The sequence below is a fragment of the Bradyrhizobium ottawaense genome (assembly GCF_002278135.3).
Taxonomy (GTDB): Bacteria; Pseudomonadota; Alphaproteobacteria; order Rhizobiales; family Xanthobacteraceae; genus Bradyrhizobium; species Bradyrhizobium ottawaense.
In genome coordinates this window covers 334041-359541 of sequence record NZ_CP029425.2, presented here as the reverse complement: position 1 = coordinate 359541, position 25501 = coordinate 334041, and the positions used below count along the sequence as shown (strand labels likewise).

Genomic DNA, 25501 nt, shown 5'->3' with positions numbered 1-25501 from the left:
GGCACGCTTTCGCCTTGCCCACCCTGCGGCAGCGAGGGCATTAGCCCTTGTCGTTCTCGAGCTTGAATATCTGCGAGCCTTCGCTGCCCGACAGCAAACCGGTCTTCGAATAGAGACCGAGCTTGGTCCGGGTATCGGCGATGTCGAGATTGCGCATGGTCAGCTGGCCGATGCGGTCGGCGGGCGAGAACGCGGCATCCTCGACCTTCTCCATGCTGAGCCTTTCAGGCGCATAAGTGAGGTTCGGGCTCTCGGTGTTGAGGATCGAATAATCGTTGCCGCGGCGCAGCTCCAGCGTCACCTCGCCGGTGACGGCGCGCGCGACCCAGCGCTGCGCGGTCTCACGCAGCATCAACGCTTGCGAGTCGAACCAGCGGCCCTGATAGAGCAGACGACCGAGACGCATGCCGCTGATGCGGTACTGCTCGATGGTGTCCTCGTTGTGGATGCCGGTGACGAGGCGCTCATAGGCGATGTACAAGAGCGCCATGCCCGGCGCTTCATAGATGCCGCGGCTCTTGGCCTCGATGATGCGGTTCTCGATCTGGTCGCTCATGCCGAGGCCGTGGCGGCCGCCGATGACGTTGGCCTCCAGGAACAGCGCGACGGGATCAGCGAAGGTCTGGCCGTTGAGCGCGGTCGGCTGCCCTTCCTCGAAACGCACCACGACCTTCTCGGCCTTGACGTTGCAGTCGTCGCGCCAGAACGGCACGCCCATGATCGGGTTGACGATCTTGATGCCGCTGTCGAGGCTCTCGAGGTCCTTGGCTTCGTGCGTGGCGCCGAGCAGATTGCTGTCGGTCGAATACGCTTTCTCGGCGCTCATCTTGTAGGCAAAGCCCTGGGCGGTCATGAACGCCGACATCTCGGCGCGACCGCCGAGCTCGTCGATGAACTGCTGGTCGAGCCAGGGCTTGTAGATCTTCAGGCCGGGATTGGTGAGCAGGCCGTAGCGATAGAAGCGCTCGATGTCGTTGCCCTTGAAGGTCGAGCCGTCGCCCCAGATGTTGACGCCGTCTTCCTTCATCGCCGCGACCAGCATCGTGCCGGTGACGGCGCGGCCGAGCGGGGTGGTATTGAAATAGGTGATGCCGCCGGTCGAGATATGGAAGGCGCCCGACTGGATCGCGGCGATACCTTCATGGACCAACTGCGTGCGGCAATCGACGAGCCGGGCCTTCTCGGCACCGAACTCCATCGCCTTGCGCGGGATCTCGTTGTAGTCGGCCTCGTCGGGCTGGCCGAGATTGGCGGTGTAGGCGTAGCAGCGCGCGCCCTTCTGCTTCATCCAGAGCAGCGCCGCAGAGGTATCGAGGCCGCCCGAAAAAGCGATGCCGACTTTCTCACCCTTGGGCAGGCTTTTCAGGATCGTGGTCATGGCGCTTCCAATCGGGTCTCAAGGGGCTGATGTCATGGACGGGTTGACCGCGCGAATATCAAATTTCGCGGGGCTCGGCACCCATTTAATGGCTTAAACCGAGGGTTCGGGACCGGTCTTGCCGCTGAACAGGCGCCGGCGGAGCCGGTAGGCGGGCATGTTCAGCCGGGTCAGGGCGGCGTCGACCGCCTCGTCCGAAAACCGGGTCCGTGGCCAACGGTAAATCAGCGCGTAGGCAAACCAGATCACGACGAAACTGACGAGACCGGCGATCGCCACATCCGTGAAGAAATGGCCACCAAACGCCATCCGCAACCCGCTGGTGACGGCGCCGAACACCACCGCGCCGGCATAGGCGAGCGGCCGCCATGCCGGCGGCGCCAGCGCGGCCGGCGCCAGCGTCCAGAACGCGGTCGCGCCCTCGCCCGAGAAGAACGAGCAGTTGCGCACGCAATCGCCCCGCGGATCCCACCACGCCACGAACTGCTGGTCGCCGGCAAACTCCGTCACCACCACCGGGCGGGGGCGGCCCCAATAGGTCTTGAAGGTGAGGTTGGTGAGGATGCCGGCCGACATGATGATGGTGACCAGCAGAAATACGATCGCGCGTCCCGACACCATCAAGGGACGGTCGGGCCGGATCATCTTGACAACGAGCGCCACAAGCGACGGCAGCACGAAGGCCCAGGCGACCCACATCGCGGCGTCCCGCGCAAAGCCCGCCCAGTCGTTCAGCTTGAGCGGAAAGGTTTTGGTTTGGGGGTCGAAGAACAGCGACGCGAGCTTGAGATCGAGCTCGGGATAGAGGCCGAAAACAACGCCGATCACGAGCCACAGCGCCAGGGCGATGAAGAGTCCAGTCCGGTTCATGGCGCGCGGTTTAGCGGAGTGGGACGGGGATGGAAACCCCGGAAGCGGCACGACTCATCGCGCGTCCGGCCTTGAATTCGACGGCAGCGGCGGAGGTGGCTGGCGCGGGGGCGGCGGGATGCGCCAGGCGCCGGCGTTGCGGCCGGCGATCAGCCAGTAGACCACGCCGGCGACGATGCCGGCGCCGGTCATGATCTCCAGATGGCGCCGCACGATGCCTTCGAACTGAAATGTGTCGGAGTGAAAGGGAACGAGGCCGAGATAGCAGCCAAGCCCGACGAGGCCGCCGCCAACGGCATAAGCGAGCACGCTGCGGATGTAGAGCGCCTCAGTGATCGCAACGATCACCGCCGCCGGCACCAGCGCAAAGCCGGAGACGAAGATGAAGCCGAAGCCCAGCAAAATGTCGATCGTGCCCTGATCGACGGGGCCGGCACCGAGATCGGCGAACTCCGGAAACAGCAGCGCGACGACGACGATCATGCCGCCGACGAAGCAGGCGGCAAGGAAGCCGATGAAGATGACGATGAGGCGGCCGATCAGGGACATCTGATGGACCTGTTGCGTGTCATCGTCATTCCGGAGCGGTGCGCAGCACCGAATCCGGAATCTCGAGATTCCGGGTTCGCGCTATGCGCGCCCCGGAATGACAGCTCATAAACGCAGATGGCCGGGTCAAGCCCGGCCATGACGAACGTCGAGTACGGTGTCATCCTCAATCCGTCATCGCCATGGCGCGCAGCGCCTGGCGTTCGCGTGCGCTGAGCTTCTCGGTCTCCGACTTCAGCTGGCCGCAGGCGGCGAGGATGTCGCGGCCGCGCGGCGTGCGCACCGGCGAGGAATAGCCGGCGTTGAAGATGTATTCGGAGAATTTTTCGATCTGGTCCCAGTCCGAACACTCGTACGCGGTGCCGGGCCAGGGATTGAACGGGATCAGGTTGATCTTGGCGTGAATGCCCTTGAGCAGCTTCACCAGCAATTTTGCATCGTCGAGCGAGTCGTTGACGCCCTTGAGCATCACATATTCGAAGGTGATGCGGCGCGCATTCGAGGCGCCGGGATAATCGCGACAGGCCTGCAGCAGCTCCTTGATCGGATATTTGCGGTTGAGCGGCACCAGCTCGTTGCGCAGCTCGTCGCGCACCGCGTGCAGCGAGATCGCGAGCATGACACCGATCTCCTCGCCGGCGCGCACGATGTTCGGCACCACGCCCGAGGTCGACAGCGTGATGCGCCGGCGGGAGATGCCGATGCCTTCATTGTCGCCGACGATCAGCAGCGCATCGCGCACCGCGTCGAAATTGTAGAGCGGCTCGCCCATCCCCATCATCACGATGTTGGTGACGCGGCGCGTGCCGTCCTCGCGATCGGCCCAATCATTCAATCGATCCCGCGCCACCATGATCTGTCCGACAATCTCACCCGCGGTGAGATTGCGCACCAGCCGCTGGGTGCCGGTGTGGCAGAACGAGCAGTTCAGCGTGCAGCCGACCTGCGAGGAGACGCAGAGCGTGCCGCGATCGGTCTCGGGAATGTAGACGCACTCGACTTCATGGGCGCGCTCGACATTGTCGCCGCTCGGCAGACGCAGCAGCCATTTCCGGGTGCCGTCGTTGGAGATCTGCTCGGCCACGACTTCGGGCCGGTCGACCGTAAAATGCTGCGCGAGCTCGGCGCGAATGCCCTTCGAGATTGAGGTCATGTCGTCGAAGCTCTGAGCGCCGCGGAAATAGAGCCAGTGCCAGAGCTGCTGCACGCGCATCTTGCGCTGCGCCGGCGTGACGCCGATCTCGCCGAGGCGATCGGCAAGCTCCGTGCGCGACAGACCGATCAGCGAGGGCCTCGCCGGCGGCACATAGGTCTCGAGTGGCGTTTTCTCCACCAGGATTGCGTTATGCGGCTCGGTCGTCGTCGGTTGCATTGAATGGACCTGACTAGGTGGTCGTTCCGGGGCGGCGCGAAGCGTCGAACCCGGAACCTCGAGATTCCGGGTCTGGTCCTTCGGACCATCCCGGAAAGACGGAAAAACTTGGAACCGGCCCTATATAGCAACCGGAACAGCCGATTGCGACCGTGGCTGTCGCTTAGCCTTAAAGGACTAAGCCGAGAGGCTTACCGCCGGCAATCCTGGGCGATCTTGTCCAGCGCCTGGGCGAGGCCTTTCAGCGAGAACGTGTCGGTCGTCTCGGTGCCCTTGGCCGACACCCCCTTGACGACCAGCTCGGCGGATTTGCGCATGGCTTCGACCATCCGCTCCTCCTCGGCCGCGTTCTTGATCCAGAGGCCGTCGCCCTGCGTGTACATGGCGAAGGCGGCGCCGCCGACCTCGACCGACGATTCCGAGCCCGGCTTTAGCGCGTAGCCGATCATGACCGAGACTTCGTTGTTCACCTTCTCGGCCGGACGGGTCGAGACGAAGGCATAAGCGGGATCGCGCGGCCGATTCGGCGGATTGGTCTTCGACGACGAGGGTTTTGCCAGCGCGAAGCAGACCTTCTTGCCGTTGGGCGTCGCCGAATAAGCGCCCCAGGTGCCGAACTGGCCGATCAGGGTCGGCTCCGCGCCACCCGCAACCGCCGGGGGCGGCGCCGCAGGCTTGCTCTCGGGCTTTGCCGCGCTCTTTGCAGTCGTACTGGCCGGCGGAGCCGCCGACTTCGGTGCGGCCTTCGGCGCCGGTTGCGCCGTCTGCGCCCGCGCAAGATCGGCGATCCCGCACGTCATCATGCCGATCATCAAAGCTAAAGATAGCACCCGCCACATGCTGGAGTGGTTCCCTCAATATTGTGACTGGAAGATGGCCCGGCCGCGCTTTGTCCCCCGGCAGGGATAGCCGGGAAAGTCCAATTTGGGAAGGCAGTTAGCGGTATCAGCGGCGCCTTAAGGTTTGGATCGCGCGGCGCGCTGGTCGGCCCATTGCGTCTCGGTCCAACGCAGTAAATCCTCGGCGCCGGAACTGCGCAGATGCGCGCCACCGTCGATGACGACCATCTCGCCATTGATGTAGCCGGCGCGGTCCGAGACCAGGAAGCTGGCGAGATCGGCAAGCTCGCTGTGCTCCCCGGTCCGGCCGAGCGGATTGCGCGCGGTCCAGCCTTCGTCACGGCCTTCGGGGCGGAGCTGCCCCGACGCGCCCGCGGTCGGGAACGGACCCGGGGCGATGGCGACGGTGCGGATGGCTTTCGGCCCCCATTCCACCGCGAGGCTTCTGGTCATCGCCAGCAGCGCCGACTTTGCCATCGCCGACGGCACGGTGAAGGCGCGGCCGGTGATGGTCGAGGTCGAGAGGATCGAGAGCACGACGCCGCCATGCTTGTCCTCGATCCAGCGCCTGCCGGCAGCGAGCGTGCAATACATCGCGCCATGCAGCGTCGGCGCGAGGATCGCATCGGCGGCTCGGAACGATAGATGCTCGCTCTGTGCGATGAACGTCGCAGCGGCGTTGTTGACGAGGATATCGAGCGGCGCCTCGCGCCAGATCTGCTCCATCATGCTGTCGACGGCCACGCCGTCGCGGATGTCGCAGGCGATCGTCGTGACCTTGCCACCTGTCTCGTCGCGCATCTCGCTCGCGGTTGCGTCCAGCCGGTCGAGCTTGCGGCCGCAGATCACGAGCTCGGCGCCGAGTGCAAGGAAACGGCGCCCCATCGCGGCGCCGAGGCCCGAGCCGCCGCCGGTGACGAGGATGCGCTTGTCCCTCAGCAGGCCTGTTTCAAACATCGTTTGAATCCTCCCTTTTCTTCTTGCTCCGTCGTTGCGAGCGCAGCGAAGCAATCCGGAATCCGTCCCGCGGAAATAGTCTGGATTGCTTCGCTCCGCTCGCAATGACGAGGATAGGCCGAACATGGCATCCAGCAAAGAAACCGGATTGTCGCCCGTGCCTAAATCCGGCAGAAACGGCCAAACTATAATTCCACTCGAAACGCCCAAGGTGCCGCCATGAAAGCCATCCTCTGCTCGCAATATTGCCAGCCTGACGATCTCGTGCTGGCTGAAGTGCCGGATCCGGTGGCCGGTCCCGGCGAAGCGGTGATCGCGATCAAGGCGGCGGCGCTGAACTTCTTCGACATCCTGATGATTCAGGGCAAGTACCAGATCAAGCCGCCATTCCCGTTCTCGCCGGCCGCGGAAGTCGCGGGCGTGATTGAGAGCATCGGCGCCGGCGTGACTGATCTGAAGGTCGGCGATCGCGTCGTCGCTTCCTGCGGCCACAACGGCGCGCGCGAGAAGATCGCGCTGCCGGCGGCGTCGATCGTGAAGATCCCCGACAATCTCGACTACGACCGCGCGGCCGGCATCATCATCATCTACGGGACGGCGCTGCATGCGCTGGAAGATCGCGCCAGCCCGAAGCCGGGCGAGACGCTTGCCGTGTTAGGCGCCGCCGGCGGCACCGGCCTTGCCGCCTGCGAGCTCGGCAAGCTGATGGGATTGAAGGTGATCGCCTGCGCTTCGTCGGACGAGAAGCTCGAATTCGCGAAGGCGCATGGCGCCGAGCTGACCTTGAACTACGCCAAGGAGGATCTGAAGGAGGGCTTGCGAAAACTCACGGGCGGCAAGGGCGTCGACATCATCTTCGATCCGGTTGGTGGTGCCTATGCCGAGCAGGCGCTGCGCTCGATCGCGTGGGAAGGCCGCTTCCTCGTGATCGGTTTCGCCGCGGGCGACATTCCGAAGATGCCGCTGAACCTCGCGCTGCTGAAGGGCTGCGACATCCGCGGCGTGTTCTGGGGCGCATGGACGCGGCAGAATCCGGAGAAGAACCGCGCCAATCTCGAGAAGCTCGTGAAGTGGACCGCGGAAGGAAAGATCTCGTCGCATGTCGACCGCACTTTCCCGCTGGCGCAGACGGCGGATGCACTAAAGGTGCTCGCGGGACGTCAGGCCATGGGCAAGGTGATTTTGCATCCGTGAGGATGTAGGCATCGCCATCGCCACATACACAACCGTCACCGCTAGAATCGCTGGCGTCGCTTGAGCTGCGCCAGCTTTTTCGTGCGCCGTCGCCTGGTAAAGCTCCCTCAACCATGCCCGCCAAAATTGCGGTGCATTCCCCGGCCTCGCCGCAATCAAACCCAAATCTCTCCCGATTCGCGCAAATCGTCGTCGTTTTTTGGGCTGATTCAGACGGCGATTTACCGGCTCCAGTTTGCGGGGTACTTCTGGACAACAATAAAAAGACTGAAGCCGGGAATGCCCCTGCGTTGCGTTAGTAATGGGGAGCATCACCATGGAGACGACGGCGTACCGCCCGTCGAAGGAGTCGAGTGCGCTCGACTTCCATCGAGCCGCATCACATCCACCGACCGCGTCCTTTGTCCGTGCGCGCGCCGCACGGGCCGATCTTTCGCAGGACGATCCGATTCCGCTGTTCCTGTCCGATCCGCTCGGCGCGCCGGACCCAAGCGAATATACGCCGGTGGAGTTGCGTTCCAGAATTGTGCCGCGTGTTCTCGCCGCTGTTCTGGCAGCGTCCACCCTGGCAGTTCTGGCCGTACTGTATCAATCCGACTTTCGCGGCTTCTTGACCGCCAATGCCGGTAGCTGGGTGGGGGTCGCGCCGGACATGGCCATGGCGTCGGCCAATGCGCCGGCGACACCGCAGACCCCGCTCAAGGATCCGGCCCGCGTGTCCAACACGACGCTGGCGAGCGCCGACTCACGGGACCTCCCTGCACCGCTGGTGCCAAGCCGCGAAGCGATAGCGACCGCCTATCAGGTTGCGCTGCAAGCGCAAGGACCAGTGCAAGCACCAGTGCAGGCACCGGAGCCCGTCGCGGCGCAGCCTGCACCGCCTGAGCCGGTCAGGACGCTCGACGCCGACACGCTGGCAGGGTTGATGACGCGCGCGAAGGGCCTGTTGAGGATCGGTGACATCGCCGCAGCGCGGCTGCTGCTCGAACGCGCGGCCAATGCGCAAGATGCAACGGCCGCGCTTCTGCTGGCGCAGACCTATGATCCCACGGTGCTCGGCACCAGCGATGCGCGAAGTGTCATTGCCGACGCATCCGCCGCACGTGACTGGTACCAGCGGGCTGCATCACTCGGATCGGCGGAGGCGCGCCAGCGCCTCGTCCGGTTTCAGAATTAGAACTCTTCAGGGGACATCATGCGTAACGCTTTTGGAATGGCACTTGCCGCCATCATGACGATCTATGCCTCCACCGCCGGCGCCGAGCAGACCGAATATGATCCGGCCAAGGTCTCGGACGGCCTGAAGGCCATCTTCCAGTTCGGCTCGACCTCGACCAAGCAGGCGCTGAATGCCAACACCGTCACGCTGATCACCGGCACGATCGGCGGCACCTACGTGCAGTTCGGCGCCGACCTCGCCTCGGTGCTCGACGACGGCAACAAGATCCGCGTGCTGCCGATCGTCGGCCGCGGCTCGGTGCAGAGCGTTGCCGACATCCTGTTCCTGCAAGGCGTCGATCTCGGCATCGTGCGGGCCGACACGCTCGACTATCTCGAGCGCAAGGGTTTTGCCAAGGACATCAAGAAGCAGTTCACCTATGTGACAAAGCTCTACAACGAAGAGATGCAGGTGATCGCGCCGAAATCGATCGCGACATTGAAAGACCTCGAAGGCAAGAAGGTCAGCGTCGACCTGCCCAATGGCGGCACCTTCGTCACCGCGCTCACGGTGTTCGAGCGGCTCGGGATCAAGGCGAACTTCGTCTATGTCGAGCAGCGCATCGCGATGGAGAAATTGAAGGCCGGCGAGATCGACGCCGTCATCGTGGTCGGCGGCAAGCCGTACAAATCGGTCTCGACCTTCAACAATGACGGCCGCTTCCATCTTGCCAAGGTTGACTATGCAAAGCCGCTCCAGAGCGACTATCTGCCGGCGACGCTGACGACCAAGGACTATCCGAACCTGATCAAGGAGGGCGAGAGCGTGGACACCATCGCGGTGCCGGCGGTGCTCGCGGCCTATAGCTGGGCGCCAAACACCGAGCGCTATCGCAAGCTCGCGCTGTTCGTGGACGCGTTCTTCACGAAATTCCCGGCGCTCCAGAACGCGCCTTTCCATCCCAAATGGAAGGAGGTCTCGCTCGCGGCACCCCTGTCGGGGTGGAACAGATTGCCGGTGGCGCAGCAATGGCTCGACAAGCACGGCGTCGAGCCGGTGACACGGCAACGATTCGAGGCGTTCCTGAAGCAGAGCCCCACGGCCGCAAACGTGTCCGACGCGGACAGGGAAACGCTGTTCAAGCAATTCCAGGCATGGGACGCGGAGAAGGCGCGGGTGGAGGCGGGGAAGAAGTAGCGAGCTTCTTCCTCACGCTCGCTGTCATCGCCCGCCTTGTACGCACTTGCGCGCTGGGGCGGCGATCCAGTCTTCCAGAGGCAGTCACGATTGAACCGAGGAGCCGCGGCGTACTGGATTCCCCGCCTGCCGCCTTCGCTAAAGCTTCGGCGCCCCTGGACCTCAACCCCGGCGAAGCCTTGGCGTAGCCGGGTCGCGGGGAATGACAGCGTTGGCAGACCGCGCCTACTGCGCCGCGCCTTCTTCCATCTCACCCACCCCGCGCTTCAGCACAGCGCGCGCGGCTTCGCGATGCTCATTCGTGATGTGGCCGGAAACCATGCGGATGGCGGTGGCGAGCACGGCGGCGTCGTCGGCGAAGCCGAGGACCGGCATCACGTCGGCGACGAAATCGAACGGCAGGATGAAATAGGCGATCGCACCTAACAGCGCGGCCTGGACGTGGCGCGGGGTCTGCCGGTCGAACGCGCAGTAATAAGCAGCAAGCAGGTCTTCCGCGAACGGCAGCTGCGCGGCGACACGCTTCAGCTTGCGCCAGAAGCGGCGGCGCACGCTCTCGCGATCTTCCGCGAGCCGATCGGCCGGCTCGAAACCGACGCTGTGTTCGGCAGCCATGTTCGACAAACTCCCGTTCAGCCCGGGCGGCGGACCGCCGCATCCCGACTGATCACAAGATGGGGATGTGGCCGATCACTGCAAGACGTCGGCCGGTCTCAGCCTGCGATCGCGTTCATCGTCTTGGCCAGCGCGATGTCGAGCGCCGTGACGCCGCCGGCGTCGTGGGTCGACAGAACCACCTCCACCGTCTTGTAGACGTTGCGCCATTCGGGGTGGTGATCCATCTTCTCGGCGGCCAGCGCGGCGCGGGTCATGAAGCCGAACGCCTCGTTGAAATCCTTGAAGATAAAGCTTTTACCGATGGCATCCCGGCCCTGAACCTCGCCCCAACCGGGTAGTCCGCCCAGCGCCTGCCTGCGCGCCTCCGCCGAGAGCCGTTCTGCCATGGTCATATCTCCGTCCTTCAGGGGAACTTTACCCTAACACCCCGCTGACGCCCGGGTTCATACGGGATTTCCGCCATCCGCTAACCATGACGGAGATGTAACCCCGCCGGACAAGAAATTTGCTACAATTACGGGCGTAAATCGCCGGCCAAGATGAAACTGAGCCTGAAGCGCCTGTTTGGGAGATCGATGACCGGGGGATTGGACCTGGCCGAAACGCCCTCTCCGCCTTCGCCGCGATCCGCGGCGCGGAAGACCGCGCTCGTGTCTCTTGCGCTCGTGCTTGCCATCATCGGCGCACTCGTCGGCGGCTACTACTTCGCCATGCGGCCCGTGACGTTGAAGATCGCGGTCGGTCCCGCCAACAGCGACGACGTCAAGGTCGTGCAGGCGCTGACGCAGGCCTTCACGCAGAGCAAGGGCCAGGTGCGGCTGCGACCGATCCAGACCGACGGCGCCACCGCCAGCGCCAATGCGCTTGCGGAAGGCAAGGTCGATCTCGCCATCGTGCGCGGCGACCTCGACGTGCCCAAGAACGCGCAAGCGGTCGCGACCCTGCGCAAGAACGTCGTGGTGCTGTGGTCCGTACCGGGCAAAGGCAAGAAGCGGGGCGCGAAGATTACCAAGATCTCGCAGCTCGCCGGCCATCGCGTCGGCGTGGTCGGCCGCACCCAGGCCAACGTCAATCTGCTCAAGGTGATCCTCCAGCAATACAACGTCGATCCCGCCAAGGTCGAGATCGTGCAATTCCCGGCCAACGAGGTCGCCGAAGCGATCAAGGCCCAGAAGGCCGACGCCTATCTCGCGGCCGGCCCGGTCAACAGCAAAATCACGGCAGATGCGATCGCCGCCTCCACCAAGGATTTCGGCGCGCCCAGCTTCCTCGCGATCGAGTCCGCGGATGCGATCGCGCAGAACCACCCGGTCTACGAAGCGTCCGAGATTCCCGCCGGCACCTATGGCGGCTCGCCCGCCCGCCCGGATGACGAGGTCAAGACCATCAGCTTCTCGCACCACGTCGTGGCGCGCAAAGGCGTGTCCGAAACCACCATCGCAGCGTTCACGCGCCAGCTCTTCGCCGTGCGCCAGCAACTGGTGACGGAATTCCCGCTGGCGGCGAAGATCGAAACGCCCGACACCGACAAGGATGCGGTGATCCCGGTGCATCCGGGCGCTGCCGCCTTCGTCGATGGCGAGGAAAAGACCTTCCTCGACAAATACAGCGATTACATCTGGTGGAGCCTGATGGCGTTGTCCGCCATGGGCTCGATCGGCGCCTGGTTCGCCGGCTATCTGAAGAAGGACGAGCGCGACAACAACAACCATCAGCGCGAACGGCTGCTCGACATGATCGCCGCCGCACGCAGATGCGAGACGACCGAAGAGCTCGACCAGATGCAGACCGAGGCTGACGAGATCCTGCGCGACACGCTGCGCTGCTTCGATCACGGCGCGATCGAGGAAGCCGCGCTCACCGCCTTCAACATCGCGCTGGATCAGTTCCACGCCGCCGTCGCCGACCGCAAGGCGGTGCTGTTCAGCCTGCCGCAGAACCTGCAGCGCGCCGGCGCCCAGTTCAGGGCCGCCGGCAACGCGTAACGCTTGCGCGCGTTATCGCTGCGTCACATTGTCTCAATATAGCTCCCACGGTCATTCCGGGATGGTCCGAAGGACCAGGCACGCAATTGCGTACCGGGGATTCTCGAGATTCCGGATTCGCGCTTCGCGCGCTCCGGAATGACAGCGCAAGACAGTAGCCAGCGGACCCGTCCCATGAACATCAAATTCTCCCGCCGCCGCTTCCTTGCCACCGGCGCCGGTGCGCTCGGCACGATGGCGATGCCCTATCTCTCGCGCGCGGCCGATCGGCCGATGGTCACTCATGGCGTGCAGTCGGGCGACGTCACTGTCGACGGCGGCGTGGTGTGGGCGCGCACCGATCGGCCCGCGCAGATGCTGGTCGAGGTGGCGACGACGGAGTCATTCAGGGATGCCCGCGCGCTACCGCCGATCGCAGCGCTCCCCGAGAGCGACTTCACCGCGAAGATGCTGATCGAGAACCTGCCTGCTAGCCAGGACATCTTTTACCGCGTCCGCTTCCGCGATCTCTCCCACAGCGCGATCGAGGGCGAGCCGGTGGTCGGCCGCTTCCGCACCGCGCCGGCCGACCGCCGCGACGTCAGCTTCGTCTGGGGCGGAGACGTCGCCGGCCAGGGCTGGGGCATCAATCCCGACGACGGCGGCATGTTCACCTTCTCGGCGATGCGCAAGCACCGTCCGGATTTCTTCCTGCACTCGGGCGACACCATCTACGCGGACGGCCCGATTCAATCCGAGGTGAAGCTCGCCGACGGCAAGATCTGGAAGAACGTCACCATCCCCGAGAAGGCCAAGGTCGCCGAGACGCTGGACGAGTACCGCGCCGCGCACAAATACAATCTCACCGACGAAAACCTCCGCGCCTTCAATGCCGAGGTGCCGATCTTCGTGCAATGGGACGACCACGAAGTGACCAACAACTGGTCGCTGTCGAAGGAATTGCCGGCCGCCTACAAGGAGCGCGACATCGCCTTGCTCGCCGCCCGCGCGGGCCGCGCCTTCCACGAGATGTATCCGATGCGCGAGAGCATCGTTGAGCCGGGCCGGGTCTATCGCCAGATCTCCTACGGCCCGCATCTCGACGTGTTCGTGCTCGACGAGCGCAGCTATCGCGGCCCGAACGGCGCCAATCTGGACACCGCTTACGGCCCCGCCAGCTACTTCCTCGGCCCGGACCAGATCGCTTGGCTCAAGCGCGGCCTGCTCAATTCGCGCGCGACCTGGAAGGTGATCGCCTCCGACATGCCGCTCAGCCTCGTCGTGTCGGACACGCCGAAGGGCGGCTCGGAAGCGGTCGCGCAGGGTGACGGCCCGGTGCGCGGCCGCGAGCTCGAGATTGCCGACATGCTGCGTTTCATCAAAATGGCGCCGATCAGCAACACGGTGTGGTTGACGGCGGACGTGCACTACGCTGCCGCGCATTATTACGATCCGAACAAGGCACAATTCCAGGAGTTCGAGCCGTTCTGGGAATTCGTGTCGGGTCCGCTGCATGCCGGCACGTTCGGTCCGAACGCGCTCGACAACACGTTTGGGCCCGAGGTGCGCTTCGTCAAGGCGCCGGGCAAGGACAGCCAGAACCTGCCGCCGTCCGCCGGCATGCAATTCTTCGGTCACGTCAAGATCGACGGCGCCTCGGGCCAAATGACGGTGACCTTGCGCGACCGCGCCGACGTCGCGCTATGGTCGACCACGCTCGATCCGAAGCAGGCCTGATCGCTAATCGAGGGCGCGCACCTTCAGCGCCGCCTCCAGCGCGTCGCTCGAGCACGGCTTCTGCAACCGCGGCTGGCCGGAGAATTCAGGCGGAATGCGCGCCTCGGCGCCATAGCCGGTGACGAAGACGAACGGTATCTTCAGCGCGGCCAGCCGCGCGGCGACCGCAAAGCTCGTCTCGCGGATCAACTCGACGTCGAGCAGCGCGAAGTCGGGCGCACGCTTGGCGATGGCGCCGAGCGCCTGCGTCACCGAGCCGACGGTCCGCACGCCCGTCACCCCAAACCCGAGCAGACGGTCCTCGAAATCGATCGCGATGATCGGGTCGTCTTCGACGATCAGAACATCGGCCGGCCAGCTTGAGCCATTGGAAAGTGCGGGTGTCATGGTTCCCTGAACGCAAAAGATAACTTTGCGGTGGGGGAGCGGTCACGGAGCTATTGGCGGCGCCGGGCGCCTTTCCACCGGGAGGGGTGGGTGGGAGGGGGATGGAGTGGCGGATGACGATCTTGTCGTCGCCAACGAGGACTTCCTTCACGAGAAGGCGCAGCACGCGTTGGCGTTCGATTATATCGAGCGCGCCGACGGACGAGCGGAGGCGCTCGAGGAAGCTAGTCACGGATTCAGCGAGACGCAGACAAACCTCCTGCTCCTGCGATTGGTCTTCGATCGCCTGCAGCGCCGACAAGCAAGCCTGTTCGCGGCTACGCAAATCGGGCATGCGACTGCGCAGCTCTTCAAGTGAGAGAAGGCTCTCTTGATAGGCCGTGAGGAGACGCTCGATGCTTTTCCGGGAACGCGCAAGATCGCGGCGAAGCGTTTCCTCCCGGCGCTGTGTGGGATCGGAGTTGCGCGCCGCCTTGAGCCGGCGCTCAAGTTCGTCTTCGATGAGCTGTCGGTCTTCAAGTAAACGCGCGATCTCTTTCCATACCACCTCGTCCAGCAAATCCTGGCGCGTCGGGCGACTGTCGCAGACCGGCCCGCCGAGCCGGCGCCAGCCATCCGAGCCCAAGCAGCGGTAGTAATGGATGGTTCGAGCGCTCGACCTGGTCGAGGTGCGATAGAGCCCATAGCCGCATTTGGCGCAGCTCAACAATCCTTGCAGGGCGCTCGGCGTGATCGTGCGTCGCGGGGCATGCTTCTTGTTGGCTTCCAAAAGCTCGTTCGCCAATGCGAAGGTCTCTTCGCTGATGATGGTCGGCACAGGGATTTCGATCCACTCTGTGCGAGGAAGCTCATGATTTGCGCTATTGCGAGGAGCGACGCCGCCGCGCAATCGCAACGGCCGCGTCACACGCATGCGCGGCGCGATCCGCGTCTTGCCAAAGCAGGCCGTTCCTTTATACGCGGGATTGCGCAGCATCGCCCAGACCGTCGAGCGCTCCCAGCGGCCTGTTTCTTTGGCTGTCGGAATCTGGCGCTCATTGAGCAGGCGCGTGATGGCGCCGATGCTGTGGCTTTTTGCGGTGTAAAGCTCGTAGACCCAGCGCACGATACCGGCCTGTCGCTCGTCGATCTCATAATAGGCGGCAGAGTGATCGGTCTTGCGCTTGTAGCGATAGCCAAACGGAGCGCCGGAAAGCACGCTCACTTGGCCTTGAAGGGCGCGATGGCGCTTCCCTCGCCGCGACCGTTCCAGGATTTGCGCGCGTTCATATTCGGCGATCATGCCCTGAAACTGCAGCAGCAGCTCGTCTTCCGGCGTCGCTGCCCGTCTCGAGCGAATGAACAAGACTTCGACGCCGGCGCGCGCGAACTCTTCGATAAGAAGGATTTGATGCGCATAGCGCCGGCTCAGCCGATCGGGAGCGTAGACGAGCACGGCTTGGATCCGCCCTTCTGCGGCGAGGTCGCGCAGTCGTTCAAGTCCGGGGCGCAACAAGCTCGCGCCGCTATAGCCGTCGTCTTCGATCACCCATTCCGCCGGCACGTCGCAGTTCTGCTCGCGCGCGAAAGCGATCAGCGCGCTCGTCTGACTGGCGATCGTGTTCTCCTCCTTCTGTTTGTCCGACGACACTCTGGCGTAAATCGCGGCGGTCTTCATCTTCGCCTCCCGTCACATCGGCGCCAGCGCGCGCGAAGCGCACCTGATCTGGAACGAGAATTTCGTAAACCTGTTCAAGTTTGACGGCGACGAGGCGATCGAACGCAAATTCGAGTCGAACGTCGCGTTTTTTTCGCCGCTCAGCCATCTTCGCGGACAGACGCGAGATAAGCGGCCACCGCTCGGCGCATCACCTCGCTTGCCGAAAGCCTGGAAGCCGTCGCATGCGTCTGGAGTTTTTGGGCAAGATCGGCCGGCATCTTCAGGGAGAGCGTCACTGATGGCTGCGGCGCGGGAAGGAGCCGCTCCCTGCTTTTGGCCACTTCGAGATAGCGATAGGCCTGCCGCAGCGACAAGCCGCTTTCGCGCGACAGCACCAAGGCCGCCTCCGCCATGCCGATTTTCTTCGCGAGCAAGCGTCGCGCCGCCCTCAGCCGCTCGGCTTTCTGCGCTTGCGTCGATCGAATCATATGACATAACGGTATTACCTTTTGCGTCTCAAATCAACAACGGCTCTATCACGCCAGCCGACGATGACGCGTTCAAAGCGGAAGTTATCTTTTGCGTTCAGGGAGCCCTGATCGCATCTTGTGTGTGGGGGTCGGATCAGGACTGCCGCGACACGATGCCTGCGCACAGCGCATCGGAGAGGTTCCCGGAACGAAACCCACCACATTGTCGTTCTCCAGTCTGTCCACTTGTGCACACAGGGAATGCACGGAACTCGTTAAGGTGGGAGGAGGATGGGAGTTCACGATGGATGCGCGTATCAGCAAGATGACCGAGGTCGAGAGCCGTCCGGCCAACAATTTGTTGCGGCGTTTGAACCAGGCAGACTACGCCCTGCTCGCACCGCACGTGACCGTCGAAAACTCCGCCGCCAGCCAGCTGCTCTACAGCCCCGGTGACGATGTCCAGGTCGTCCACTTCCCCTGCGGACCCGCGCTCGCGACCTTTCTCGTGCCCAACGAGGATGGCCGAGACGTCGAGACCATCCTGGTCGGTCGCGAAGGCGCGGTGGGCGGCATCGTCAGCGAAGGATTCCTGCCGGCCTATACCCGGATCTGCGTGAAATTCGGCGGCCCGTTTGCGCGCATTCATGTCGCCAAGCTGGAAGCGGCCAAGCTGCGCTCGGCGTCGCTGCGCAACATCTTTGCCCGCTACGCCGATTGCATGCTGGCGCAGATCTTCCAGTCGACCGCCTGCAATGCGATCCATTCGATCGAACAGCGGACCGCCAAATGGATCTTGGCGGCGATGGAGCGCACCGGCGACGAGGATAGCGTGCCGCTGACCCACGAACAGCTTGCGACGCTGTTGGGCGTTGGTCGCAGCTATGCCAGCCGCGTGCTTCAATCGTTCAAGGCGGAACGGATTCTCGACACGAGGCGCGGATCGATCCTGGTTCGCAACCGCGACGGCCTGAGGCTTCGCGCCTGCCTGTGCAACGACGCGGTGAAAATGCACTTCGAGGAGGTGCTGCGCGGCGTCTATCCGACCGAGGAGCGGGAGGCCAGCTAGCGATCCGCCTCGCTTCCCCGGCGTGGAGAACGAGCAGGCGCACTATCCCGCACGGCCGGAACCTGGGCTAATATCCCCCGCATGAGCGGGGCTTTCCTACACACCATCTTCGACGTCTTGGCGTGGCTGGCGGCGGCGGCGGCCGTCTACTGGCTGTCGCGGCAGCGCCTGCAGTTTCCGGCGCAATCCTTTGAGCTGCCCTATATCGCCGCGCTGGTGTTCGGCGCGGGCCTCGGGGCCTACCTGTTCGGCTCCGCCAATCTGTGGCTGTCGGGCGAGAGCGGCATTGCGCGCTCGGTGGAGGGCGCGATTGCCGGCGGCATCGTGGCGATCGAGCTCTACAAATGGTCCGCGGGGATCGCCGCGCGGACCGGTGCCCGTTTTGCGCTGCCGCTGGCGCTCGGCATCGCGATCGGCCGGCTCGGCTGCTATTTCGCAGGCCTCGACGACTTCACTTATGGCACGCCGACGGCGCTGCCATGGGCCCATGATTTCGGCGACGGCATGCTGCGCCATCCCGTGCAGCTCTATGAGAGCGCGGCCATGGCCGTATTCGCGCTGCTCTATGTGCTCGCCGTCGTGAACCGGAACGCCTTTGTGATCACCAATGGTTTCTACCTGGTTCTTGCCTATTATGGAGCGCAACGCTTCGCGTGGGAATTCCTCAAGCCCTACGGCACGCTGATCGGCCCCTTCACCCTGTTTCACCTGCTGTCGCTGTCCATTTTGCTCTACGCCGGCGTCATGCTGGCGACGGCGCCCAAAGCGAGACCCATGCATGAACGCGCCGTTGCGTAAGTCGCGTCCCTATATTTTCTGGGGCCAGACCCAATCTCTTTGCGAGACCTGCCTGAAGCTGGTGCCGACCAAGATCCAGATCCTGGACAACGAGGTCTGGTACGAAAAGCGCTGCAGGGAGCACGGCGTCCAGTCGACGCTGGTGTCGACGGATGCCGCCTATTGGCGCCTGTGCAAGGATTTCATCAAGCCAGGTGACCGACCGCTGCAATTCCAGCAGCGCACCGAATTCGGATGTCCCTATGATTGCGGTCTCTGTTCCGACCACGAGCAGCATTCCTGCCTGGCGCTGATCGAGATCACCGAGCACTGCAACCTAACCTGCCCGGTCTGCTTTGCGGAATCCTCGCCGGCACGAACGAAATTCACCCCGCTCGCGACAGTCGAGAAGATGCTGGACGCGCTAGTCGCAAGCGAGGGCGAGCCCGATCTCGTGCAGATCTCCGGCGGCGAACCGACGCTGCATCCTGATTTCTTCGAGATCCTGGACGCGGTGCGCGCCCGCCCGATCCGGCACGTCATGATCAACACCAACGGCCTGCGCATCGCCCGCGAAAAGGATTTCGTGGCGCGGCTCGCCGAGAACAGGCGCGGGCTGGAGGTCTATCTCCAGTTCGATTCGCTGCAGCGCGACGCGCTGATCGACTTGCGCGGCGCGGATTTGCGAAAAATCCGCCAGCAGGCGCTGGAAAATCTCGAGCACTACGGCGTGTCGACCACGCTGGTCGCGACCATCAAGCGCGGCGTCAACGATGCCGAGATCGGCGACATCGTCCGCCACGCGCTCACCTGGACATGCGTGCGCGGCGTCACGCTGCAGCCGGTGCAGGACGCCGGCCGCAACGAGAATTTCGACAAAAATACCGACCGCATCATGCTGTCGGAGATCCGCAAGCGCGTGATCGAGACCGGCGTGTTCGGTGACAAGGACATGATCCCGCTGCCCTGCAATCCCGAAAGCATCTCGATCGGCTATGGCCTGCGCAATGGCGAGAGGGTGCTGCCCCTGACCTCGCTGATTCCGCAGGAGCAGCTTGTCGCCGTGATGCCCAACACCATCAGCCCGGAGAAATATCCGGTGCTGCGGGAGAAATTCGTCGATCTGTTCTCACTGTCATCGGGGCCGCAGAACACGAGCGAGCGTGTCTGCGAATTGCTTTGCTGCCTGCCGAGCTTTCAGGTGCCGGAAGGGCTCTCTTACGAGAACGTGTTCCGCGTCACCATCGTGCAGTTTCTCGATCGCTTCAATTTCTGCGTCGGCAACGTCAAGCGAAGCTGCATCCATTTCGTGACAGAGCAAGGCGCGATCATTCCGTTCGACACCTACAATCTGTTCTACCGGAACGGAAAGATCGACGGCATTCGCGCGGCGCTGCGCGGCGACACTTATCGGGAAGCTACGCAGCGCGAGGAGATGCCTCGTTGAGCGAGACGCCTCCACTTCCACCGTCGCGAAGCGGATGCGTCACCGCGCTCATGGTGATGTTTGGGGTTATCCTGCTGCTGCCCGGCATCTGCGCTTTGATCTTTGCCTTCGACCAGACCCAGTCGTCCCACTTCGACACCCGCTTTACCCCCATCCTCGCCCTCGCACTGCTGGTGGCATTTGCCGGCGTGATGCTGATCAGGGCAGCGAGAAAGAGACCATGAGCGATTCCAGCCCCAGCCCACCGGCAGTGCCTCCGCAGAACCAGCAACAGCGCAGCGGCTGCCTGACCGCGCTGATGGCGATCGCCGGCATCTTCATGCTGCTGCCGGGGCTCTGCGCGCTCTTGTTCGGCGGAATGTCGGTGGTCGAGGGTGGCCAGATCCCCTCCGACATCGCGTCGCTGGTGTTTTTGGGACTAGTCATCGGCATCGGAGGCGTCGTCTTGATCTGGGCGGCCATCATGGGGCGAAAGGCCCCGCCGGCCCGGAACGGCAGCTAAGCCCCGGGAATTCCCGGGCAAAATTCAGTCAACCAAGGCCCAAAGAACGCATTGTTTTTTGGCGGTTTTTGCATATATTGCGCCGCAACGCGTAGGCTGCCCGGTCGATATGGCCGGGCTTCCTTTTTGGGCGGAAAGCGCCCCGTTTCCAGTCTTCCAGCGTTGTTTCGAGAAGAGGTCCCGGTCCGACCGGCGAGATCGCGCTTAACCCATTGTTCGAACCAAAGAAGCTCACTCATGAACCTCCGTAACGTCGCCATCATCGCTCACGTCGACCACGGCAAGACGACCCTGGTCGACAAACTCCTCCAGCAGTCCGGCACGTTCCGCGAGAACCAGAAGGTGACCGATCGCGCCATGGACTCCAACGACCTGGAGCGCGAGCGCGGCATCACCATCCTGGCCAAGGCGGCCTCGGTGCAGTGGAAGGACACCCGCATCAACATCGTCGACACCCCCGGCCACGCCGATTTCGGCGGCGAGGTCGAGCGCATCCTGAACATGGTGGACGGCGCCCTGGTTCTGGTGGACGCCGCTGAAGGCCCGCTGCCGCAGACCAAGTTCGTGGTCTCCAAGGCGCTCAAGGTCGGCCTCAAGCCAATCGTCGTCATCAACAAGGTCGACCGCCCCGACGCGCGCCCGACCGAAGTCATCAACGAGGTGTTCGACCTGTTCGCCGCGCTCGACGCCAGCGAGGAACAGCTCGACTTCCCGATCCTCTACGGGTCGGCCAAGCAGGGCTGGATGGCTGACAGCCCGGAGGGTCCGAAGGACAAGGGCATGGAGCCGCTGTTCGACCTGATCCTGCGTCACGTCGCGCCGCCGAAGGTCGAGGAAGGTCCGTTCCGGATGATCGGCACCATCCTGGAGGCCAACCCCTATCTCGGCCGCATCATCACCGGCCGCATCTCGTCCGGCATCCTCAAGCCGAACCAGCAGGTCAAGGTGCTCAACGCCGAGGGCAAGCTGGTCGAATCCGGGCGCATCACCAAGATCCTGGCGTTCCGCGGTCTCGAGCGCACGCCGCTCGAGGAAGCCGAAGCCGGCGACATCGTCGCCATTGCCGGCCTGACCAAGGGCACCGTCGCCGACACCTTCTGCGATCCGACCGTCGAAGTGCCGCTGCCGGCGCAGCCGATCGATCCGCCGACCGTGTCGATGTCGTTCATCGTCAACAACTCCCCGCTCGCCGGCACTGAAGGCGACAAGGTGACGAGCCGCATGATCCGCGACCGTCTGCTCCGCGAGGCCGAAGGCAACGTCGCGCTGCGCGTCGTCGAAGCCTCCGACAAGGACGCGATGGAAGTCTCGGGCCGCGGCGAATTGCAGCTCGCGATCCTGATCGAGACCATGCGCCGCGAGGGTTTTGAGCTCTCGGTGTCGCGCCCGCGCGTCGTGTTCCAGAAGGACGAAGCCACCGGCGCCACCCTGGAGCCGATCGAGGAAGTCGTGATCGACGTCGACGAGGAGCATTCCGGCGTCGTCGTGCAGAAGATGAGCGAGCGCAAGTCCGAGCTGATCGAGATGAAGCCCTCGGGCGGCAATCGTCAGCGCCTGGTGTTCTACGCGCCGACCCGTGGGTTGATCGGCTACCAGGGCGAGCTGCTCACCGACACCCGCGGCACCGCGATCATGAACCGCCTGTTCCACGGCTACGCCCCGTACAAGGGCGAGATCCAGGGCCGCCGCAACGGCGTCCTGATCTCAAACGACCAGGGCGACGCGGTGGCCTACGCCATGTTCAAGCTGGAAGACCGCGGCCCGATGATGATCGAGCCCGGCTGGAAGGTCTACAAGGGCATGATCGTCGGAGAGCACACCCGCGACAACGATCTCGAGATCAACGTGCTCAAGGGCAAGCAGCTCACCAACATCCGCACGACCTCGAAGGACGAAGCCGTGCGCCTGACCCCGCCGATCCGCATGACGCTGGAAAAGGCGCTCGCCTATATCGAGGACGACGAGCTCGTCGAGGTCACCCCGAAGTCGATCCGCCTGCGCAAGAAGCATCTCGACCCGAACGAGCGCAAGCGCGCGGAGAAGGCCAAGGAAGCGGTGGCGTAAGGCCACCGCTCTCCGTAGTGCCGTAGGGTGGGCAAAGCGCAAGCGTGCCCACCAATGGACGATGGTGGGCACGGCGCAAGAGCGCCTTTGCCCACCCTGCAAAAGCGTTTACCCGTCCGGCTTCAGCACACCCAGCGAACGTGCTAGAGCCCGCCCATGACCTCCCTCCCCTCCTCCGTGGACGTCGCGATCGTTGGCGCCGGTGCCGCCGGCCTCGGCGCTGCACACGCGCTGGCGGGCTCCGGTCTCTCCGCGATCGTGCTGGAGGCACGGAACAGGCTCGGCGGCCGCGCCTGGACCGTCCAGGCCTCACCTGACGTGACCTTCGACGTCGGCTGCGGCTGGCTGCACTCGGCGGACAAGAACTCCTTCGTTTCGATCGCGCAGCAGCTCGGTTTCGAGCTCAACAAGGACCTGCCGCCCTGGCGCGAGCGCGCCTATGGCAACGCGTTTCCGCAAGGCGAGCGCGACGATTTCATGGGCGCGATGGACGCGTTCTATGAGCGCCTCTGGGAAGCAGCGCAGAAGGGCAAGGATGAGCCTGCGAGCCGGAGCCTCGAGGCGGGCAATCGCTGGAATCCCATGATCGATGCGATCTCGACCTATATCAACGGCTGCGAACTCAAGGACATGTCGACGCTGGACTGGGACGCCTATGAGGATTCTGGTCTCAACTGGCGCGTCCGCCGCGGCTATGGCGCGCTTGTTGCGGCCTATGGCGCGCCCTGCCCGGTGGCGCTGAACTGCAACGTCGCGCTGATCGATCATTCCGGCCGACGCATCCGACTCGAGACTTCGCAGGGCACGCTGACCGCGGACATGGTGATCATCACCGTGCCGACCAACCTGATCGCCGATGAGACGATCCGCTTTTCGCCGCCGTTACCGTCCAAGGTCGACGCAGCGGCCGGCCTCCCGCTCGGCGTCGACGACAAGGTGACGCTCGCGCTCGACGACGCCGAAGCCTTTCCCAAGGAAGCAAACTTGCGCGGCGCCACCATGCGCACCGCGATGGGCACCTACCACATCCGCCCGTTCGGCCAGCCCTGCATCGAAGGCTTCTTCGGCGGCAGCTTCGCCCGCGCGCTGGAAGATTCCGGCGACGGCGCCATCGCCGCGCACAGCATCGACGAAATCGCCGGCTTTCTCGGCAATGACATCCGCCGCAAGCTGAAGCCGCTCGCGGAGTCGCGCTGGGCACATGATCCGTTCGCGCGAGGCTCCTATTCGCACGCGCTGCCCGGCCACGCCGGGGATCGCGCCGTGCTGGCCGCGCCGGTCGATGGCCGGCTATTTTTTGCGGGCGAGGCGACGTCGCCAACCTTCTTCACGACTGCGCATGGGGCGCGGGACAGCGGGGAACGGGCGGCGACGGAAGTGCTGGCGGCAATCGGGAAGCGCTAACCTCCCCACCAATGTCGTCCCGGCGAACGCCGGGACCCATACCGCGTGATCTTTCAGTCACGCGTGGTGCGCGTACCGCGGATTGACCCTAACTTCCAGTCTTCGCCAAACTCCGTCCTGTGGTTATGGGTCCCGGCGTTCGCCGGGACGACACCAATCTTGTGGCGCCGCTGTCGCGTCACTCGATCACTCGCGCCCGCAAATCTGCATCAGGCACGAAACACGCGTCATACTTGCCGAAGATGCGATAGCGGTTGCGCGCGATGAGGTTGTACACTGGGTCCCGCAGCGGCTTCGGTACGGCGAACAACATGCGCACCCAACCCCAGCGGGGAAGCAGAGACAATACCGTCAGTGCAGCGTCGGACTTCAGAAACGCCTCGCCGCCATGAACCACAGCATTGGTGTCGGGATCGTCGGGATCGATGCCGAATGTCCGCGCGAGCCGGGCTCCATAGTCCGACTGGATCGGCGTGAAGCGAAACCGCTTCGCCGCGTCGCGCTGCGCGACAAAGCGGACCCAGCGCGAGCAGAAGACGCAGACGCCGTCGAACAGGATCACGTCGTCATCGGGCCATTTGGGCATCAGCGATTATCCAGCAACAAGAGCGCCACCAACATCAGCACGATCGCCGGCCCCGTCTTCACCAGCGCGCCGAGGGGCTCGATCCAGAGATCGGGCGTCAGCACCGCCGCACCGAACATATAGCCGAGCGAGGCGACGATGCCAGCAACGAGCCCGGTCGCCGCGGTGCGGCGAAAGGCAATCATCGCGCCAATGCTCATGTCCATCAGGCTGGTGCCGATGGTGATGGGATCGACCAGCGCGGCCGGGAAGTCGTGCGCCGTCAGGATGCCGGCGGCGGCACGGTAGGACACGAACAGCGCGATGAAGCCGGAGACGAGCCAGAACATGACGAGGCTGGCGAAGATCAGCGCCTTGACCAGGAATAGCCGCGCGAACCATTTGTCCTGGACGGTCGCGGGATGACGACCAATCATATCGACCAGCGTCTTCGGTGCGATGCCCGTGGCGGCGATCCATGCCGAGGGATCACCTCGCACGCCGCGGCGCAGCTCGGCGATGGCCGTGGAGCGCATCGGCGGCATCCAGCCGAGATAATTGGCGAGATCGCCGATCTTAGCGCCAAGATCGAGCATGAAGGACGGCATCGCGACATGCGGCCACCCGGCCGTGCCGAACGCAAGGCGGAATTGCCTGATGACGCCGGCCATGGTGACCGGCTCAGCCTGCATCAGATCCCAGCTCAGCGCGTTTACAGAGGCATCGTCGATGTCGCGCGCCGCAAGCCAGGCGATGGTGCCCGAAATATCCTCGATGGCTATTGGCTGGAACGACGTCGCCATCGCCTTGTCCGGCAGGTTGAGTGGGAAGGCAGCGAGCGCGCGGAGCATGGCGCTGCCGCCATAAGCGGACGGTGCGATTACGAAGCCGGGCCGCAGGATGGCGTGCGTAATGCCTGAGGCCGCGATCAGGCGCTCGGCCTCGCGCTTGGTCGTTGCGAAGGCGGTGCGATCGGCTTCGGCCGCTCCGGGGATCGAGAGGTGCACCAGCCGGATCGCGCGGCCGCTGTCGGTGATCGCCGCAAGCAGGCGCGCAACGAAATCGCGATGCACGGCACCTGTGTCGCTGCCGGGGCCGTCCTGGAGCACGCCGAGACAGTTTACGACGACATCCACCGCATGCTCGCGCAATAGCCGTGTGAACGCAGGCGCGTCGAACGAGAGGATCGGCAGCTCGATATCTAGCGCGCTCGTCTTCTGCGCCGGCGACAGGCTGCGCGCCACGCCAAGCGCGCGAAAGCCACGCGAGCGAAGATCGTCCGTAACGAAGCGGCCGATCAGGCCGGAGGCGCCGAGCACCAGAATGGTTCGCTGGTTCATCAC

At 64.1% G+C, this 25501-nt stretch carries 24 protein-coding genes and 1 pseudogene; 12 read left to right on the top strand and 13 right to left on the bottom strand.

Annotated elements, in window-relative coordinates; translation table 11 throughout:
- Positions 1-40 precede the first annotated feature (40 nt).
- The 6 genes from argG to CIT37_RS01670 form a co-directional block, all read right to left on the bottom strand.
- Positions 41-1378, bottom strand: a complete 1338-nt coding sequence (argG, locus tag CIT37_RS01695) for an argininosuccinate synthase (protein WP_095424331.1) — start codon at positions 1376-1378, stop codon at positions 41-43.
- A gap of 93 nt (positions 1379-1471) precedes the next feature.
- A complete protein-coding gene (locus tag CIT37_RS01690; protein WP_161966309.1) occupies positions 1472-2248 on the bottom strand; it encodes a phosphatase PAP2 family protein in 777 nt (258 codons plus the stop codon).
- A 54-nt stretch (positions 2249-2302) separates the two neighbouring features.
- Complete coding sequence (locus tag CIT37_RS01685; RefSeq protein ID WP_028139282.1) at positions 2303-2797, bottom strand: hypothetical protein; 495 nt, start codon at positions 2795-2797, stop codon at positions 2303-2305.
- 166 nt (positions 2798-2963) lie between these two features.
- The gene (gene rlmN / locus CIT37_RS01680; RefSeq protein WP_028139283.1) at positions 2964-4169 is read right to left on the bottom strand and encodes a dual-specificity RNA methyltransferase RlmN; all 1206 of its coding nucleotides are present in this window, start codon (positions 4167-4169) and stop codon (positions 2964-2966) included.
- Between the two features lie 191 nt (positions 4170-4360).
- Positions 4361-5008 carry an invasion associated locus B family protein gene (locus tag CIT37_RS01675; RefSeq protein WP_095424333.1) on the bottom strand — a complete coding sequence of 216 codons (648 nt, stop codon included), beginning with the start codon at positions 5006-5008 and terminating at the stop codon, positions 4361-4363.
- A gap of 117 nt (positions 5009-5125) precedes the next feature.
- Positions 5126-5965 (bottom strand): SDR family oxidoreductase, encoded by an 840-nt coding sequence (locus CIT37_RS01670; RefSeq protein ID WP_028139285.1) that lies wholly within the window; start codon positions 5963-5965, stop codon positions 5126-5128.
- A 219-nt stretch (positions 5966-6184) separates the two neighbouring features.
- On the opposite strand from CIT37_RS01670, the gene CIT37_RS01665 reads away from it, so the two are divergent.
- From CIT37_RS01665 to CIT37_RS01655, 3 genes are all read left to right on the top strand, one after another.
- Positions 6185-7159 (top strand): NADPH:quinone oxidoreductase family protein, encoded by a 975-nt coding sequence (locus CIT37_RS01665; protein ID WP_038950945.1) that lies wholly within the window; start codon positions 6185-6187, stop codon positions 7157-7159.
- Positions 7160-7475: 316 nt separating this feature from the next.
- Positions 7476-8336, top strand: a complete 861-nt coding sequence (locus CIT37_RS01660) for a hypothetical protein (protein ID WP_095424336.1) — start codon at positions 7476-7478, stop codon at positions 8334-8336.
- An 18-nt stretch (positions 8337-8354) separates the two neighbouring features.
- Entirely contained in the window at positions 8355-9515 is a 1161-nt protein-coding gene (locus CIT37_RS01655; RefSeq protein WP_038950943.1) for a TAXI family TRAP transporter solute-binding subunit, read from the top strand.
- 225 nt (positions 9516-9740) lie between these two features.
- Here the strand turns inward: CIT37_RS01655 and CIT37_RS01650 are convergent, their stop codons facing one another.
- Both CIT37_RS01650 and CIT37_RS01645 read right to left on the bottom strand, forming a co-directional pair.
- Positions 9741-10130: a YkvA family protein gene (locus CIT37_RS01650; protein ID WP_028139289.1), complete on the bottom strand. Its 390-nt coding sequence runs from the start codon at positions 10128-10130 to the stop codon at positions 9741-9743.
- A gap of 98 nt (positions 10131-10228) precedes the next feature.
- Complete coding sequence (locus tag CIT37_RS01645; protein ID WP_028139290.1) at positions 10229-10519, bottom strand: 4a-hydroxytetrahydrobiopterin dehydratase; 291 nt, start codon at positions 10517-10519, stop codon at positions 10229-10231.
- Positions 10520-10672: 153 nt separating this feature from the next.
- Here CIT37_RS01645 and CIT37_RS01640 point away from each other — a divergent pair, with 153 nt between their 5' ends.
- Together CIT37_RS01640 and CIT37_RS01635 are read left to right on the top strand one after the other, a co-directional pair.
- Complete coding sequence (locus tag CIT37_RS01640; RefSeq protein WP_095424334.1) at positions 10673-12118, top strand: TAXI family TRAP transporter solute-binding subunit; 1446 nt, start codon at positions 10673-10675, stop codon at positions 12116-12118.
- Positions 12119-12292: 174 nt separating this feature from the next.
- Positions 12293-13834 (top strand): alkaline phosphatase D family protein, encoded by a 1542-nt coding sequence (locus tag CIT37_RS01635; protein WP_161966308.1) that lies wholly within the window; start codon positions 12293-12295, stop codon positions 13832-13834.
- A gap of 3 nt (positions 13835-13837) precedes the next feature.
- Here CIT37_RS01635 and CIT37_RS01630 read toward each other — a convergent pair whose 3' ends face one another.
- The 3 genes and pseudogenes from CIT37_RS01630 to CIT37_RS01620 form a co-directional block, all read right to left on the bottom strand.
- Complete coding sequence (locus tag CIT37_RS01630) at positions 13838-14221, bottom strand: response regulator (RefSeq protein ID WP_028139293.1); 384 nt, start codon at positions 14219-14221, stop codon at positions 13838-13840.
- Between the two features lie 589 nt (positions 14222-14810).
- Positions 14811-15878 (bottom strand): annotated as a pseudogene (locus CIT37_RS01625) (recombinase family protein); the annotation flags it as partial.
- Between the two features lie 140 nt (positions 15879-16018).
- Positions 16019-16273, bottom strand: a complete 255-nt coding sequence (locus CIT37_RS01620; RefSeq protein WP_223153759.1) for a ribbon-helix-helix protein, CopG family — start codon at positions 16271-16273, stop codon at positions 16019-16021.
- Between the two features lie 361 nt (positions 16274-16634).
- Here CIT37_RS01620 and CIT37_RS01615 point away from each other — a divergent pair, with 361 nt between their 5' ends.
- The 7 genes from CIT37_RS01615 to CIT37_RS01585 all read left to right on the top strand — a co-directional run bounded on the left by CIT37_RS01615 (position 16635) and on the right by CIT37_RS01585 (position 23593).
- On the top strand, positions 16635-17399 hold the full coding sequence (locus tag CIT37_RS01615) for a Crp/Fnr family transcriptional regulator (protein ID WP_095424603.1): 765 nt from the start codon (positions 16635-16637) through the stop codon (positions 17397-17399).
- Positions 17400-17480: 81 nt separating this feature from the next.
- Positions 17481-18197, top strand: a complete 717-nt coding sequence (locus CIT37_RS01610; protein ID WP_038950940.1) for a prolipoprotein diacylglyceryl transferase family protein — start codon at positions 17481-17483, stop codon at positions 18195-18197.
- Positions 18178-19623, top strand: coding sequence for a radical SAM protein (locus CIT37_RS01605; RefSeq protein ID WP_095424602.1), 1446 nt, complete (start codon positions 18178-18180; stop codon positions 19621-19623). Before CIT37_RS01610 ends, CIT37_RS01605 begins: the two co-directional genes overlap by 20 nt.
- Positions 19620-19847: a DUF308 domain-containing protein gene (locus tag CIT37_RS01600; protein ID WP_038950938.1), complete on the top strand. Its 228-nt coding sequence runs from the start codon at positions 19620-19622 to the stop codon at positions 19845-19847. The genes CIT37_RS01605 and CIT37_RS01600 overlap by 4 nt, the downstream gene beginning before the upstream one ends.
- On the top strand, positions 19844-20125 hold the full coding sequence (locus CIT37_RS01595; RefSeq protein ID WP_095424601.1) for a hypothetical protein: 282 nt from the start codon (positions 19844-19846) through the stop codon (positions 20123-20125). The genes CIT37_RS01600 and CIT37_RS01595 overlap by 4 nt, the downstream gene beginning before the upstream one ends.
- A gap of 237 nt (positions 20126-20362) precedes the next feature.
- Positions 20363-22189 carry a translational GTPase TypA gene (gene typA, locus CIT37_RS01590; RefSeq protein WP_038950936.1) on the top strand — a complete coding sequence of 609 codons (1827 nt, stop codon included), beginning with the start codon at positions 20363-20365 and terminating at the stop codon, positions 22187-22189.
- 156 nt (positions 22190-22345) lie between these two features.
- Positions 22346-23593 (top strand): flavin monoamine oxidase family protein, encoded by a 1248-nt coding sequence (locus CIT37_RS01585; RefSeq protein ID WP_095424600.1) that lies wholly within the window; start codon positions 22346-22348, stop codon positions 23591-23593.
- Between the two features lie 178 nt (positions 23594-23771).
- Here CIT37_RS01585 and CIT37_RS01580 read toward each other — a convergent pair whose 3' ends face one another.
- Both CIT37_RS01580 and CIT37_RS01575 read right to left on the bottom strand, forming a co-directional pair.
- Complete coding sequence (locus CIT37_RS01580) at positions 23772-24179, bottom strand: thiol-disulfide oxidoreductase DCC family protein (RefSeq protein ID WP_095424599.1); 408 nt, start codon at positions 24177-24179, stop codon at positions 23772-23774.
- On the bottom strand, positions 24179-25498 hold the full coding sequence (locus tag CIT37_RS01575; RefSeq protein WP_161966307.1) for an SDR family oxidoreductase: 1320 nt from the start codon (positions 25496-25498) through the stop codon (positions 24179-24181). Before CIT37_RS01575 ends, CIT37_RS01580 begins: the two co-directional genes overlap by 1 nt.
- Positions 25499-25501 lie beyond the last annotated feature (3 nt).